The 14,899-nt window shown below is 68.6% G+C and carries 11 protein-coding genes; 3 read left to right on the top strand and 8 right to left on the bottom strand.

Annotated features, from left to right (window positions below):
* Positions 1 to 4: 4 nt before the first annotated feature.
* From DIE08_RS10955 to xylA, 5 genes are all read right to left on the bottom strand, one after another.
* A complete protein-coding gene (locus DIE08_RS10955) occupies positions 5 to 1,204 on the bottom strand; it encodes a sugar ABC transporter permease (RefSeq protein ID WP_124901892.1) in 1,200 nt (399 codons plus the stop codon).
* Positions 1,201 to 2,760, bottom strand: coding sequence for a D-xylose ABC transporter ATP-binding protein (xylG, locus tag DIE08_RS10950; protein ID WP_059599638.1), 1,560 nt, complete (start codon positions 2,758 to 2,760; stop codon positions 1,201 to 1,203). The genes DIE08_RS10955 and xylG overlap by 4 nt, the downstream gene beginning before the upstream one ends.
* 73 nt (positions 2,761 to 2,833) lie before the next feature.
* Positions 2,834 to 3,862 carry a D-xylose ABC transporter substrate-binding protein gene (xylF, locus tag DIE08_RS10945; protein ID WP_059599639.1) on the bottom strand — a complete coding sequence of 343 codons (1,029 nt, stop codon included), beginning with the start codon at positions 3,860 to 3,862 and terminating at the stop codon, positions 2,834 to 2,836.
* A 109-nt stretch (positions 3,863 to 3,971) separates the two neighbouring features.
* A complete protein-coding gene (gene xylB, locus DIE08_RS10940) occupies positions 3,972 to 5,450 on the bottom strand; it encodes a xylulokinase (protein WP_124901891.1) in 1,479 nt (492 codons plus the stop codon).
* 4 nt (positions 5,451 to 5,454) lie between these two features.
* Positions 5,455 to 6,777 carry a xylose isomerase gene (xylA, locus tag DIE08_RS10935; RefSeq protein WP_124901890.1) on the bottom strand — a complete coding sequence of 441 codons (1,323 nt, stop codon included), beginning with the start codon at positions 6,775 to 6,777 and terminating at the stop codon, positions 5,455 to 5,457.
* 266 nt (positions 6,778 to 7,043) lie between these two features.
* On the opposite strand from xylA, the gene DIE08_RS10925 reads away from it, so the two are divergent.
* The 3 genes from DIE08_RS10925 (at position 7,044) to DIE08_RS10915 (ending at position 10,684) form a co-directional block, all read left to right on the top strand.
* Positions 7,044 to 8,237: a DNA-binding transcriptional regulator gene (locus DIE08_RS10925; RefSeq protein ID WP_059599641.1), complete on the top strand. Its 1,194-nt coding sequence runs from the start codon at positions 7,044 to 7,046 to the stop codon at positions 8,235 to 8,237.
* A 27-nt stretch (positions 8,238 to 8,264) separates the two neighbouring features.
* Positions 8,265 to 9,353, top strand: a complete 1,089-nt coding sequence (locus DIE08_RS10920) for an aldose epimerase family protein (protein ID WP_124901889.1) — start codon at positions 8,265 to 8,267, stop codon at positions 9,351 to 9,353.
* Positions 9,354 to 9,523: 170 nt separating this feature from the next.
* Positions 9,524 to 10,684 (top strand): arabinogalactan endo-1,4-beta-galactosidase, encoded by a 1,161-nt coding sequence (locus DIE08_RS10915; protein WP_124901888.1) that lies wholly within the window; start codon positions 9,524 to 9,526, stop codon positions 10,682 to 10,684.
* Between the two features lie 44 nt (positions 10,685 to 10,728).
* Here the strand turns inward: DIE08_RS10915 and DIE08_RS10910 are convergent, their stop codons facing one another.
* The 3 genes from DIE08_RS10910 to DIE08_RS10900 are packed head-to-tail and all read right to left on the bottom strand — an operon-like array spanning position 10,729 to position 14,890.
* A complete protein-coding gene (locus DIE08_RS10910; protein ID WP_124901887.1) occupies positions 10,729 to 12,027 on the bottom strand; it encodes a sugar efflux transporter in 1,299 nt (432 codons plus the stop codon).
* A gap of 4 nt (positions 12,028 to 12,031) precedes the next feature.
* Positions 12,032 to 14,002: a beta-galactosidase gene (locus DIE08_RS10905; protein ID WP_124901886.1), complete on the bottom strand. Its 1,971-nt coding sequence runs from the start codon at positions 14,000 to 14,002 to the stop codon at positions 12,032 to 12,034.
* Between the two features lie 36 nt (positions 14,003 to 14,038).
* Entirely contained in the window at positions 14,039 to 14,890 is an 852-nt protein-coding gene (locus DIE08_RS10900) for a carbohydrate ABC transporter permease (protein WP_059679900.1), read from the bottom strand.
* Positions 14,891 to 14,899: the final 9 nt, after the last annotated feature.

Raw genomic sequence — 14,899 nt, 5'->3', positions numbered from 1 at the left:
CCCGTCACCGCCGGTTCGAACGCGACACCACGTCGATCCACACCGCCAGCACCAACACCCCACCCTTGACGATCATCTGCCAGTACGCGTCGACGTCGAGCATCGACATCCCGTTGTCGAGGCTCGCCATCACGAGCGCGCCGATCAGCGCGCCATAGACGGTGCCCGACCCGCCGCGCATCGACGTGCCGCCGATGAAGCACGCGGCGATCGCGTCGAGCTCGCCCATCGTGCCGGCCGACGGCGAGCCGGCCGCGAGCCGCGCGGTGTTGACGATGCCCGCGAACGCGCACATCAGCCCCATCAGCGCGAAGATCGCGAGCTTCACACGATCGGTGTCGACGCCCGACAACCGCGTCGCTTCCAGGTTCGAACCCACCGCATAGATGCGCCGGCCGAACACGGTCTGCGTCGCAATCCACGAGAACGCGCCGAGCAGCGCGAGCAGCAGCAGCACGGGCACGGGGATGCCGCCGTAACGATCGAGCGTCGCGACGAACGCGAACAGCACAGCCCCGGCACCGACGACTTTCGCGACGTCCTGCCACAGCGGCGCGACCGCAAGCCGGTAGCGGTGCCGCGTACCGCGCTGCCGGATGACCAGCAGCGCGACGAGCGCGAACAGCAGGACCGCGAGCCCGTCGCCGGCCGCGCGCGGCAGATAGCCCTGCCCGATGAACACGAAGCCGTCGGACACCGGCGCGATCGTCGAGCCGCCCGTCACGCCGAGCAGGATGCCGCGGAACGCGAGCATCCCGCCCAGCCCGACGATGAACGACGGCACGCGCCGGTAGGTCGACCACCAGCCGTTGAACAATCCGACCAGCACGCCGAGCGCGAGCACGGCCGGCACCGTCGCGGCCACGGGCCAGTGGCGATTGACGTCGAGGATCGCCGCGACACCGCCGAGCAGCCCGAGCAGCGATCCGACCGACAGGTCGATCTCGCCCGCGATGATCACGAACACCATGCCGCACGCGAGCATCCCGGTGATCGACATCTGCCGCAGCAGGTTCGACACGTTGCGCGGCGTGACGAACGCACCGTCGGTCAGCACCGAGAAGAACACCCAGATCGCCGCGACCGCGAACAGCAGCGCGAGCACCTTGTAGCGCACGAAGACCTGGCGCAGCGGATGGCCATGCGTGCGACGCGCGTCGGCGTCCGGCGGCACGGCGGTGGAGGAAGACAGTTCGGTATTCATGGGGCACTCGCTGCAATGGGTTCGGCCGGCTGCCGCGCGGATTTCAGCGCGGCGCCGAGGATCTGTTCCTGCGTGAGACCGTCATTGACGAAATCGCCGCGCAGCTCGCCTTCGCCGATCACGAGCACACGATCGGCGAGCCCGAGCACTTCCGGCAGCTCGGACGACACGACGATCAGCGCGACGCCGCGTTTCGCGAGCGCAAAGATCAGCCGGTAGATTTCCGCCTTCGCGCCGACGTCGACGCCGCGCGTCGGCTCGTCGAGGATCAGCACCTGCGGATCGGCCAGCAGCATCCTGGCGAGCACGGCCTTCTGCTGGTTGCCGCCGGACAGGCTCGCGATCGGCAGGAACGGATGCGCGGCGCGCACCGACAGACGCTGCATCTCGGTGCGGATCGCGTCGAGTTCGGCGGCCGCGTCGATCCGCCCGTGGGCGGCGAAACGGCGCAGCACCGACAACGTGATGTTGTGGCCGACGCCAAGCTGCGGCACGATCCCGTGACGCTTGCGGTCCTCGGGCACCATCGCGATGCCCGCGCGAATCGCATCGGCCGGCGAGCGGATCGCGAGCGGCCGGCCGTTCATCCGCACGGTCGCCGTGCTCGCGCCCGGATACGCGCCGAAGATCGCCTGCATCAGCTCGGTGCGGCCGGCGCCGACAAGCCCGGCGACGCCGAGGATCTCGCCGCGCCGCACGCTGAACGACACGTCGTCGACGCGCTTGCGGCGCGGGTTCGCCACGTCGTGACAGGTCACGTTGCGCGCGTCCAGCACGACGTCGCCGATCTCGTGCGGCTCGCGCGGATACAGGTTGCGGATCTCGCGGCCAACCATCATCGCGATGATCCGGTCGGTGGTCATTCCGCGCATCGGCTCGGTCGCGACGTGGCGGCCGTCGCGGATCACGGTCACGGTGTCGCACACCGCGTCGACTTCGTCGAGCTTGTGCGAGATGTACACGCACGCGACGCCGCGGCGCTTCAGGTCGCGCACGATGTCGAGCAGGATGCGCGTCTCGGCGGCGCTCAGCGACGACGACGGCTCGTCGAGGATCAGCAGCTTCGCGCGCTTGTTCAGCGCCTTCGCGATCTCGATCAGCTGCTGGTGGCCTCCGCCGTAGTTCATCACCGGCTGCGCGACGTTGATCGCGTCGATCCGCAGCTCGCGCAGCAGCGCCTCGGAACGCCGCACCATCTCCGCGTAGTGCATGCGCCCGCCGGGCAGGGTGATCTCGTTGCCGAGGAAAATGTTCTCGGCGACCGACAGCTCGGGCACCAGCATCAGTTCCTGGTGGATGATCACGATGCCCGCGCGTTCGGTGTCGCGCACGCCCGACGCGACGAGCGGCGCGCCTTCCCAGCGGATCTCGCCATCCCACGTGCCGTGCGGGTAGACGCCCGACAGCACCTTCATCAGCGTCGACTTGCCGGCGCCGTTCTCGCCGCACAGCCCGACGCACTCGCCGGGGCGCACGGTCAGATCGATTCCGTCGAGCGCCTTCACGCCGTCGAATGCCTTGACGATGCCACGCATCGTCAGCAAGGGTTCGGTCATACGTTCATTGCCTCGCAGTGAGCACGCGGCCGGCCGCACCTGGCCGGCCACATGCATCCTGCCCGTCGTGCCGTTATTGGCTCGCGAGCTGGGCCTGGGTATAGAAGCCGTCCTTCACGACGACGTCGACGTTGCGCTTGGTCAGCAGCGTGGGCTGCAGCAGCACCGTGTCGACCTTCTTCTTCCCGTTGTCGTACTGCGCGTTGAACGCGGGCTTCGTGCCCTTCGCGAGATCGACCGCAAGCTTCGCGGCTTCGCTCGCGATCAGCTTCAGCGGCTTGTAGACGGTCATCGTCTGCGTGCCGGCGATCACGCGTCTGACCGCCGCGAGGTCCGCATCCTGCCCGGACACCGGCACCTTGCCGGCCAGGTGCTGCGCGGCGAGCGCCTGGATCGCGCCGCCCGCGGTGCCGTCGTTCGACGCGACGATCGCGTCGATCCGGTTGTTGTTCGCGGTGAGCGCATCCTCGACGATGCGCAGTGCGGTCGATGCGCTCCATTCGGGCACCCACTGCTGGCCGACGACCTTGATGTCGCCGCGATCGATCGCCGGCTTCAGCACCTTCAACTGGCCCTCGCGCAGCATCTTCGCGTTGTTGTCGGTCGGCGCGCCGCCGAGCAGGAAATAGTTACCCTTCGGCTTCGCGTCGAACACGCCCTTCGCCTGCAGTTCGCCGACCTTCTCGTTGTCGAATGAAATGTACGCGTCGACGTCCGCATCGAGGATCAGACGGTCGTACGACACGACCTTGATGCCGGCCTTCCTCGCTTCGGCGACGACGTTGCCGAGCGTCTTCGAATTGAACGGCACGATCACGATCACGTCGACGCCGCGCGAAATCAGGTTCTCTATCTGGGAAATCTGTCGCTCCTCGCTCGCGTCGGCCGACTGCACCGACACCTTCGCGCCGAGCTTCGTCGCGGCCGCGACGAAATAATCGCGATCGCGCGACCAGCGCTCGACGCGCAGGTCGTCGATGCAGAAGCCGATCTCGGGCTTGTCCTTGCTCGCATGCGCGAGCGGAGCGCCGAGCGCGAAGAGCGCCAGCGCTGCTGCGCCGGCAAGGGAACTCAATACGGTACGGCGCGTCACGGATTTCATGTCTCCACTCCTTGTTATTGGACAACCTCACGAACACCGGGCGGCCGCGGGAATGCGCCGCCCGCATCGAGTCACTGCACAGCACGGGATCGCACCGGCGAAGCGCCGCTCACGCGCCCGTCGCAAACACAGGTTCGAGCGCACGGTAAAGCGCGCGAAACGTCGGCCGCCGCGCATCGCGATACCAAGCGTGTCGCGCGGGATCGGGCTCGCGCACCGCGACGATCGGCGGCTGCGGGCACACATCGTCGAGCGACGCATCCGGTTCGAGCGCGAGATGCGCGAGCCGTGCGGCACCGAGCGCCGGGCCGACCTCGCCGCCCGCGCGCAACGTCAGCGCGCGTCCGCTCAGGTCGGCGAGCATCTGCGTCCAGTACGCGCTGCGCGAGCCGCCGCCGATCACCGTGATGCCGTCGGGCGCCAGTCCGGCCGCATGCAGCGCATCGATGCCGTCGAGCAACGCGAAGCCGACGCCTTCGAGCGTTGCGTTCGCGAGATCCGCGCGCTGCGTATCAGGCGTGAGCCCGTAGAAGACGCCCTTCGCATTCACGTCGTTGTGCGGCGTGCGCTCGCCGCTCAGGTAAGGCAGGAACCACGGGCGGCTGGCGCGCGCGTTCGCCTCGGCATCGGCGAGCAGCGCCGCAACGCCGTCGTAACCGGCCAGTTGCGCGGTGAAGTCGATGCAGCCGGCCGCGTTCAGCATCACCGACATCAGATGCCATGTATCGGGCAGCGCGTGGCAAAAGCCGTGCACCGCCGATTCGGGGTTCGCGCGAAACCCGTCCGACACCGCGAAATAGACACCCGACGTACCGAGCGACAGCAACGCGTCACCGGGCCGCACGATCCCGACGCCCACCGCGCCGGCCGCGTTGTCGCCGCCGCCGGCCACCACCGGAATCTCGCGCAGCCCGAGCGCGCGCGCGACGCCCGGCAGCAGCGTGCCCGTAACGCGGTTGCCCTCGAACACGGCCGGCATCTGCGTGCGCGACAGCCCGCACGCGGCGAGCAGCGTGTCGTCGTAGTCGCGCTTCGCGACGTCGAGCCAGAGCGTACCGGCGGCATCCGACGGATCGGTCGCGAACGCGCCGGTCAGCCGGTAGCGCAGGTAATCCTTCGGCAGCAGCACGTGTGCGATGCGCGCGAACACGTCGGGCTCGTGGCGGCACACCCACAGCAGCTTCGGCGCGGTGAAGCCCGGCATCGCGACGTTGCCTGTCACCGCGCGCAGCGCGGGTGCGAGCCGCTCGAGTTCCGCGCACTCCGCATCCGCGCGGCCGTCGTTCCACAGGATCGCGGGACGCAGCACGTCGCCCTGCGCATCGAGCAGCGTCGCGCCGTGCATCTGCCCGGTCAGTCCCAGCGCGTCGATGGCGCGCGGATCGATGCCGCCCGCGCGTGCCTCATCGACGAGCGCGGCCAGCGCGCCGCACGCGGCGTCCCACCAGTCGCGCGGCGCCTGTTCGGACCAGCGCGGCCGCGGCCGGCTCACCGTCAGCGGGCGACTCGCGCTCGCCCGCACCGCGCCGTCGCGGTCGAGCAACACCGCTTTCACGCCCGACGTACCGAGATCGAGTCCGATATACATGGCGTCAGCGCAGGCCGTAGATCGCCTGGTTCACGATGTTCTCCAGCCGCTCCTGCGCGCCGCTCGCATGCCGCGGGTCCACGCCGCGCGCGAGCGCGTCATCCGCGAGCGACTGCAGCGTATAGCCGCCCGACAGGATCTTGCGGCCGAACGCGTCGTCCCACTGCGCGTAGCGCTGCCGGCGCAGCGCGTCGAGCCGGTCGTTCTCGACCAGTACGGCCGCACGTTCGAGCGCGAGCGCGAGCACGTCGATCGCGCCGACGTGGCCGTAGAACAGGTCTTCCGCATCGACGCTCTGGCGCCGCACCTTCGCGTCGAAGTTCATCCCGCCGGTCGTGAAGCCGCCGTGACGCAGGATCTCGTAGAACGCAAGCGTCAGTTCCTCGACGCTGTTCGGGAACTGGTCGGTGTCCCAGCCGTTCTGCTGATCGCCGCGGTTCGCGTCGACGCTGCCGAACACGCCGAGTGCGAACGCGTTCGCGATCTCGTGGTGGAACGAATGGCCGGCGAGCGTCGCATGGTTCGCCTCGATGTTCACGCGAATCTCGTTCTGCAGTCCGTACTGCACCAGAAATCCGTGCACGGTCGCGACGTCGTAGTCGTACTGGTGCTTGGTCGGCTCCTGCGGTTTCGGCTCGATCAGCAGCGCACCCTTGAAGCCGATCCGGTGCTTGTGCTCGACGACCATCGACAGGAAACGCGCGAACTGCTCGCGCTCGCGCTTCAGGTCGGTATTGAGCAGCGTCTCGTACCCTTCGCGGCCGCCCCACAGCACGTAGTTCTCGCCGCCGAGCCGGTGTGTCGCGTCGAGCGCGTGGCACACCTGGGTCGCGGCCCACGCGAACACGTCGGGGTTCGGATTCGTCGCGGCGCCCGCCGCGAAGCGCGGGTGCGAGAACAGGTTCGCCGTGCCCCACAGCAGCCGCACGCCGCTCGCCTGCTGGCGCTCGCCGAGATAGTCGACCATCCGCGCGAAATTGGCTGCGTACTCGCGCAGGCTGTCGCCCTCCGGTGCGACGTCGGTGTCGTGGAACGTATAGAAAGGCGTGCCGAGCTTCGTGAAGAACTCGAATGCCGCGTCGGCCTTCATTCGCGCACGTTCGAGCGCGTCGCCAGGCTGCTGCCACGGCCGCTGGAACGCGCCCTGCCCGAAGATGTCGTGCCCCGGCCATACGAAGGTGTGCCAGTAGCACACGGCAATCCGCAGATGCTCGGCGAGCGTCTTGCCGAGCACGCGCTTCTCGGGGTCGTAATAGTGGTACGCCAGCGGGTTGTCCGACTGCGGACCTTCGTAGCGAATCGCGGGAATGTGTTCGAAATACGACATGGCGTCTCCGTGCTGGGTCTTGGTGCAGCGCAACGCGCGTCGCGACGACGACGCACGCGGCCGAATCCGGTTGGCTGGATCGTGCCCGCGCGCCTGCCGGCCGGCAATTGCGAAATTGCGCAGCACGCTTAACGTTTCTTGCCAGCCGCTGCGCGCAGCGTGCGTTCCGTCCTACAATCGCCGGACACCAGAGAACCGCGCGGCACCGCCCGCGCGCCCCGGAGACAATGGCGCGACGCCCGAGCGGCGCCCGCCCCGAGACCGACATGACCCGTGCCTCTTCCGCCCAGACACCGCACCGCATCGCGCTGCTGTTCAACGCGAACAAGGTCTACGACCGCGAGATCATCAGCGGCATCGGCCAGTACCTGCACACGACGCGCGTCGTGTGGGACCTGTTCCTCGAAGACGACTTTCGCTGCCGGCTCGCCGGCATCGAACGCTTCGACGGCGACGGCATCATCGCGGACTTCGACGATCCGGCCGTCGCCGACGCGCTCGCCGGCTCGCCGCTGCCGATCGTCGCGGTCGGCTCGTCGTACGAGGATCCGGCGCAGTACCCGGACGGTGTCCCATATATTGCGACGGACAACCCGAAGCTCGTGTCGCTCGCCTACACGCACCTGATCGGCGCGGGGCTCGCGCATTTCGCGATGTACAGCCTGCCGGTCGCGCAGGAGAACCGCTGGGCGCAGCAGCGTGAGCTCGCGTTCGACCGGCTCGCCCGCGCGGATGGGCTCGACGCGCCGATCTACCGCGGGGTGTCGACGAGCGCATCGGGCTGGAATCACGCGATCGAGGAGCTGATCGGCTGGCTGCATGCGCTGCCGAAGCCCGTCGGCGTGATCGCTGTCACGGATGCGCGCGCGCGGCATCTGCTGCAGGCGTGCCTGCTCGCCGGCATCGCGGTGCCGGAACAGGTCGCGATCATCGGCATCGACAACGATCCGCTCACGCGCACGCTGACGCGCATTCCGTTGTCGTCGGTGATCCAGGGCACCGAGGAAATGGGCCGCACCGCCGCGCACCTGCTGCACCGGATGCTGCGCGGCGCCAGGTTTCCCGGGCAGCGCATCCTCGTGCCGCCGGTCGGCATCAACGTGCTCGAATCGACGCGCCACCAGCCGCTCGCAAGCCCGCACGTGATGCGCGCGCGGCACTTCATCCGGCAGTACGCGTGCCAGGGGATCAAGACCGAACAGGTCGCCGACTATGTCGGCGTGTCGCGCTCGCTGCTCGAAGAGCACTTCCGGCGCGAACTGCAGCGCACCGTGCACCAGGAAATCCTGCGTCACAAGCTCGAGGCGGCGCAGGCGCTGCTCGCGGGCCGCAATGCGTCGAGCGCGGAAGTCGCGATCCGTTGCGGCTTCACGTCGTTGCAATACATGTACGCGGTGTTCCGCCGCGAACTCGGCTGCACCCCGCGCGAATACCAGGAACGCGCGGCGGCCGCTCACTGAATTCACCGCCCACGAGCGAACCCACTCATGCATATCGATACCGACTCTTCCCGCCCGTCAGCCGATGTCGGCCGCATTCCGTCCGAGCCGTGGGGCGCGCTGCCCGGCGGCGATCCGGTGCGGCGTTACACGCTGCGCAACGCGCACGGCATGCGTGTCGTCATCAGCGATCTCGGCGCGACCGTCGTGTCGTGGCTCGCCCCCGACCGCACCGGGCGCTTCGCCGATATCGTGCTGGCGCACGACACGCCGGCCGAGTACGTCGAATCGGGTGCGTACCTCGGCGCGACGGTCGGCCGGTGGGCGAACCGGATCGCGAATGCGCGCTTCTCGCTCGACGGCATCGACTACACGCTCGACCGCAACGAGAACGGCAACCTGCTGCACGGCGGCGCGAGCGGCTTTCACCGCGCGCGCTGGGACGTGGTCGACGATCGCGGCGGACTGACGCTGCGGCTCGATTCGCCGGAAGGCGATGCGGGCTTCCCCGGCAACGTGAGCGTGCAGGTGCGCTACACGCTCGACGACGACGGCACGCTGACGATCGACTACGTGGGTGTGACCGACGCGCCGACGCCGCTGAACCTGACGAATCACAGCTACTTCAACCTGAGCGGACGCGCGGGTAGCGACGTGCGCGGCCACCTGCTGCAGATCCACGCCGACGCGTTCGTCGAAGTGGACGATGCGCTGATCCCGACCGGCACCGCCGACGTGACGGGCAGCGCGTTCGATTTCCGGCAGAGCGCGCCGATCGGCGCTCGCCTCGACTGGCCACATGCGCAGCTCACGCGCGGGCGCGGGTTCGACCACTGCTACGTGCTGCGCGACCATGAGCGCAACGTGCGGCCCGTCGCGTCGATCTACGATCCGGAAAGCGGTCGGGAACTTGCCGTGTCGACGGATCAGCGCGGGTTGCAGCTCTATACGGGCAATTATCTGGATGGCGTGCGCGTGGCCGGCGGCATGCCGTGCGTGCGACATGCGGCGCTGTGCGTCGAAGCCGGGTTCTATCCGAACCAGGTCAACATGGATGCGCTGCGCGACGAAACCATCCTTCATCCGGGCAACACCTATCGCCAGACGACCCGATATCGGGTCGGGGTGCGCGGGTAGCGGACATGCCGGTCGCCAGATAGTAGGCAACGCACGCGTTCTTTGCGTCGGCGTCGGCGGCTGCGCTACGCTCGATCCGGCCTCGCATCGAGGCTGAAATTTAAGCGCTTAAACCGACGAAGCCCGCGATCCTGCGATCGATCGACCGGGCCCGATACTGGAGGATGACGATGAACAGACGATCGATGTTGCGCTGGAGTGTCTCGACCGCGGCGCTCGCATGCGTCGACCTGGCCGGCACGCTGCCGGCCGTCGCGCAAGGCGTCGCGCGCGCGGCGGGTGGCATCCCGTTCGCGATGGGCGCCGACGTGTCGACGCTGCCGGAGCTCGAAGCGCACGGCGCGCGGTACTTCGACCACGGCCGCCCGACCGACTGCCTGAAGATCCTGCACGCGCACGGCGTCGACTCGATCCGCATCAAGGTATGGAACGATCCCGGCAATCCGGCATTCTTCCCGGCCAACCAGAGTGATGCGGCCGGCTACAACAACGCGGCCCATGTCGTCGCACTCGCGAAACGCGCGGCCGCGCTCGGGATGCGTATCCTGATCGATTTCCACTACAGCGACTGGTGGGCCGACCCCGGCAAGCAATACCCGCCGCATGCGTGGGCCGGCAAGAATCTCGCCGAAACGTGTGCGTTGCTGTCGGCCTATACGACCGACGTGCTGCGCCAACTGCAGCGCGTCGGCGTGCGGCCGGAGTGGGTGCAGATCGGCAACGAGATCACGGGCGGCATGCTGTGGCCGCTCGGCCGCTACGACCAGTGGGACAACCTCGCGCAGCTGCTGAAGACGGGCCGCGATGCGGTGAAGGCCGTCGATCCGCGCATCAAGGTGATGCTGCACATTGACAGCGGCGGCGACAACGCGAAAAGCCGCTGGTGGTTCGACAGCGCGACGCAGCGCGGTGTCGCGTTCGACGTGATCGGCCTGTCGTACTACCCGCAGTGGCAAGGCTCGCTCGACGACCTGCGCAACAACGCGAATGACCTCGCGGTCCGATACGACAAGGAACTGATCGTCGTCGAGACCGCGTATCCATGGACCACCAGCGACGGCGACTCGGAACCGAACGCGATGACGAACACCGGCTCGACCGCGTTCCCGCCGTCGCCGGCCGGCCAGGCGCAGTTCCTCGCGGCGGTCGTCGATATCGTGAAGGGCGTGCCGGGCAATCGCGGCAAGGGCGTGTTCTGGTGGGAACCGGAATGGATCCCGACGCCGGGTGTCGGCTGGAAGCTCGGTGCCGGCGATCAATGGGACAACAACACGTTGTTCGACTTCCACGGCAACGCGCTGTCGTCGCTCGACGCGTATCGCCAACGCTGACGCATTCGCGTCGTCACCGCATCACCGCACCGACGCATCCCGCGTCAGTGCGGTGCATCGAAGCGGCCTCGGGCAGATGCCGTCGCGCCGCCTGCGCCACTCGCACCGCCCCGTTCGCCGTGCGCGTCCCGCGCGAGCAGCGCGAATGCGCCGAGCGCGAGCACGCAGCACCCCGCGCACGTCGCGCGATAACCGAACAGGTCGACGCACGCGCCCGACAGCACGCCCGATGCGATCGAGCCGACGCGCGCGGTGCTGAAGAACATCGCGGTCGCGGTGCCGGGACGCGTCGGCATCAGGTCGCACACGCGCGTCATGCCGAGGCACGACGTAATCGCGACCACGCAAGCGCTCAGCAGTTGTAGCGGCAGGATCATGTCCACCCGCGTCACCGCCGCGAGTCCGATGAAATACGCCGCATGCACGGCCGCACACGCTGTCAGCCAGCGCGCCTTGTCGAGCCGCGTCGACCGGATGCCGAGCCAAAGCATCATCGGGATCTCGAGCAACGCGGCGAGACCCAGCGCGGCAGACACGTTGCCCGGCGATCCGCCGAGCCCGCGCACGATGTACAGCGGCAGCACGATCATCGTCGCGTTCGCCGCGAGCCCCATTAGCGTGAGCGCGACGAGGGTGCGCCGCACGCTTGCGCGCGGTGCGACGACGATCTCCGCCGGTGCCTCGGCGGACAGCGGCGCAGCATGGTCCACTGCGCGCACATGACCCGCCGCCGGCCGCCGCGCGGGCTCCGGAATCCGCGCGATGATCGCCGCGCATGCGACGAAGCCCACTGAAGCAGCGAGAAAAAGCCCGACAAAACCCGTCTGCGCGAGGATCAGCGCGCCGAGCGCGGGACCGAACACCCATGCAACCGACAGCATCGTGCGCAGCGCCGCCGACGCGAGATCGCGCTGCGCATCGTCGTCGACCGGGAGCACCGCGCGTGCGAACGCGAAGATCTGCGACAGCGACACCGCCCCCACACCGAGCAGGATCGTGCCGGCCGCGATCACCGGCCCGTGCGCGCGCAGCACGCACAGCAGCGCGAAACCGAGCGCGGCCGCCGCGAGCGACACCACGAGCAACGGCCTGTGCCGGTCGCGGCGATCCGACCAGCGCCCGGCCCACGTGCTCGCGACGACACCGCTCGCCGCGATCAGCGTCATGAAGATGCCCGCGAGAAACGGCGACATCCCCGCCGCCTCCACGCCGAACAGCGACAGGTACGGCGCCGTAAAGGACATCGCGACGCCGAGCATCAGCGCGGCGGCGGACAGCGGCAAGAAATGCGCGATCCCGGCGAGGCGCGCGAAATGCGACCGTAGCGACCGCGGCGACTGCATCGCGTCAGTCCGGCTCGACCCACGCGGCGACGTCGACCGCGCCGAGTTCGGGGCCGCCGAGCACGAAGCGCGCACGGTCCGGCGCCGGCAGCGTGCATGGCGCGTCGCCATAGTTGAGCGCGAACACGAGACGCCCGCGCCGGCGCAAGCGCACGCCATCCGGCAACGCGCGGACCGGCAGTCCGGCGTCGCGCGCGCAGCGGGCGACGATCGCACGCAACAGCGCGTGGTCGAAGCAGGCGGTCGCCATCGTCACGCGGTCGCGCCGCACGAGCGCGGGCACGCCGTCGTCGCAGGCAGCAAGCACGTCGATGCCGGTCGCCGATTCCATATCGACGTGATCGCGCCATTTCAGCGCATGGCCATCGACGCCGTCGAACGCGACGCGCGGTGTGAGCGACGGCCGCAGCGACTCGACCTGGCCGATTCGCACCGGCAGCACGTTGCGCAGCTTGCCAGGTGCGAGGCCCGGCGCGATTGCGAATTCCGCCGTGCGCGAGCCCGTGCGCGGCCCGAACAGCCAGTGCGCGTCTCCGCACGCCGCCTGCTCGACGACACGATCCGGCACAACCGGCAGCGTCGGCGCGACGACGAGTGCATAACGCGACACGTCGGCGTCGGCCGCGACGATGTCGACGTCGAGCCCCAGTTCGCGCAACGCGCGATACCAGTCGAACGCGTGCTGCTGGTAGTCGAAGTCGGCGCCGTGCGGCTGGATCCGGATCATCCAGTCGGCCGCGTAATCGAACAGCAGCGCGACGCGTGCGGGCTCGTGCGTGCCGGTGACGAGCCCGATATCCAGCGCGGCCAGTTCGCGTGCGACGCGCGCCACTTCGCGGCCGCCGGGCGACAACTGGTCGTCCGGCGCATTCAGCCCCGAGTGCAGTTGCTCCTGTGCATGCGGATACTGTCGCCAGCGGAAATACGACACGAGTTCCGCGCCATGCGCGAACGCTTCCCACGTCCACAGCCGCACCGCGCCGGCATGCGGCACCGGGTTGTACGGCCCCCAGTTCACGGGCCCCGCCTGTTGCTCCAACACCCACATCCGCCCGTTGCCGACGCCGCGATACAGGTCATGCGAGAACGCCGACACGTCCGGGTGCCCAGTACGTGCCCAGCGTCGCTTGTCCGCTTCGTCGAGCGGCAGCACTTCGGTACGCGGCACCGGGTAGCTGTCCCACGCGGCGACGTCGAGGCCACCACGCGCGAACGCATAGTGATCGAACTCGGTAAAAAAGCCCATGAAGTTGTGCAGCACGTCGCGGCCTGGCGCGTGCGGACGGATCGCATCGACCTGCACGGCGTGGAACCGCGCGACCTCGTCCGACTGATAGCGGCGGAAGTCGAGCAGATGCGCGGGATTCGCATCGGTCGGCGTATGGCGCGGCAGTTCGATCTCGTCGAAACCGCGATACTCCATGCTCCAGAATACGTTGCCCCACGCGCGGTTCAGCGCGCCGATGTCGCCGTAGCGCACCGCGAGCCACGCGCGAAAGCCTTCGAGCGCCGCGCGCGTATAGCTCGGCAGCGTGTTGTGACAGCCGAGCTCGTTGTCGGTCTGCCATGCGATGACCGCCGGATGCGCACCGTAGCGTCGTGCCATCGCGTCCGCGATGCGCACGCAGTGCTCGCGATACACGGGGCTCGCGATGTCGTAATGGCGGCGCGAACCGAACTGCCACACCGCGCCGTCCGCGCCGACGGGCAGGATCTCCGGATGGCGATCGACGAGCCACTTCGGCGGCGCGGCGGTCGGCGTGCCGAGCACGATCTTCAGCTGCTGGCTGGCGAGCGTGTCGATCGCTTCGTCGAGCCACGCCCAGTCGTAGCGGCCCGGCTCCGGCTCCATCCGGCTCCACGCGAATTCGGCGATCCGCACGCGGGTCAGGCCCAGTTCGGCCATCCGCCGCGCATCGCGGGCCCATTGTTCGCGCGGCCAGTGTTCGGGGTAGTAGCAAACGCCGAGGTGCATCGTGGGTTCCTTGCAGAAGAAAATGGATGTGACGGATCAGCCTTTCGTCGCGCCGAACGTGAGCCCCGCGACGAAGTGCTTCTGCATCGCGAAGAACATCAGCACCGACGGCAGCGCGGCGAGCACCGAGCCGGCCGACACGATGTTCCAGGCGGTCGTCCACTGCCCCTTGAGCGCGGCGACGCCGACCGTGATCGGCGCGGCGTCGTCGCCTTGCGTGAGGCACAGCGCCCAGAAGTAGTCGTTCCACACGAACGTGAACACGAGGATCGCGAGTGCGGCGAGCGCAGGCCGCACGAGCGGCAGCACGACGCGCCAGTAGATCGCCCATTCGGAAGCGCCTTCGACGCGCGCGGCCTCGATCAGCTCGAACGGCAGCTCGCGGATGAAGTTGCGCAGGAACAGCGTGCAGAAGCCGGTCTGGAACGCCGTATGAAACAGCACGAGCGCCCACACGGTGTTGTAGAGGCCGACGCCGAGCATGATCTGTCGCACCGGGATCATCAGGATCTGGATCGGCACGAAGTTGCCGGCGACGAACAGCCCGAGCAGCACGAGATTGCCGCGGAACCGGTAGTTCGCGAGCGCGTGCCCCGCGAGCGACGCGAGCAGGATCGATGCGGCGACGGACGGCACCGTGATCAGGATGCTGTTCGAGAAGTAATGCAGCATCGGCGTCTGCGTGAGCGCGGTGCCGTAGTTGTCGAGCAGCGCGAACTGCTTCGGCCAGTCCCAGTAATGACCGGCCATGATCTCGTCGGTCGAGCGGACCGACGTGACGAGCACCGCGAGCAGCGGCACGAGCCACAGCGCGAGCGCGCACGGCAGCGACAGCCGGTACAGCCAGCGGGCGGGACGTCCCCAGCGGGACACGGGCATCGGATACATTTTCGTGAT

The organism is Burkholderia sp. Bp9004, from assembly GCF_003858025.1.
GTDB classification, from domain to species: domain Bacteria; phylum Pseudomonadota; class Gammaproteobacteria; order Burkholderiales; family Burkholderiaceae; genus Burkholderia; species Burkholderia diffusa.
Note: the sequence above shows the minus strand (reverse complement) of the source record. Positions and strands in the feature narration are given on the sequence as shown.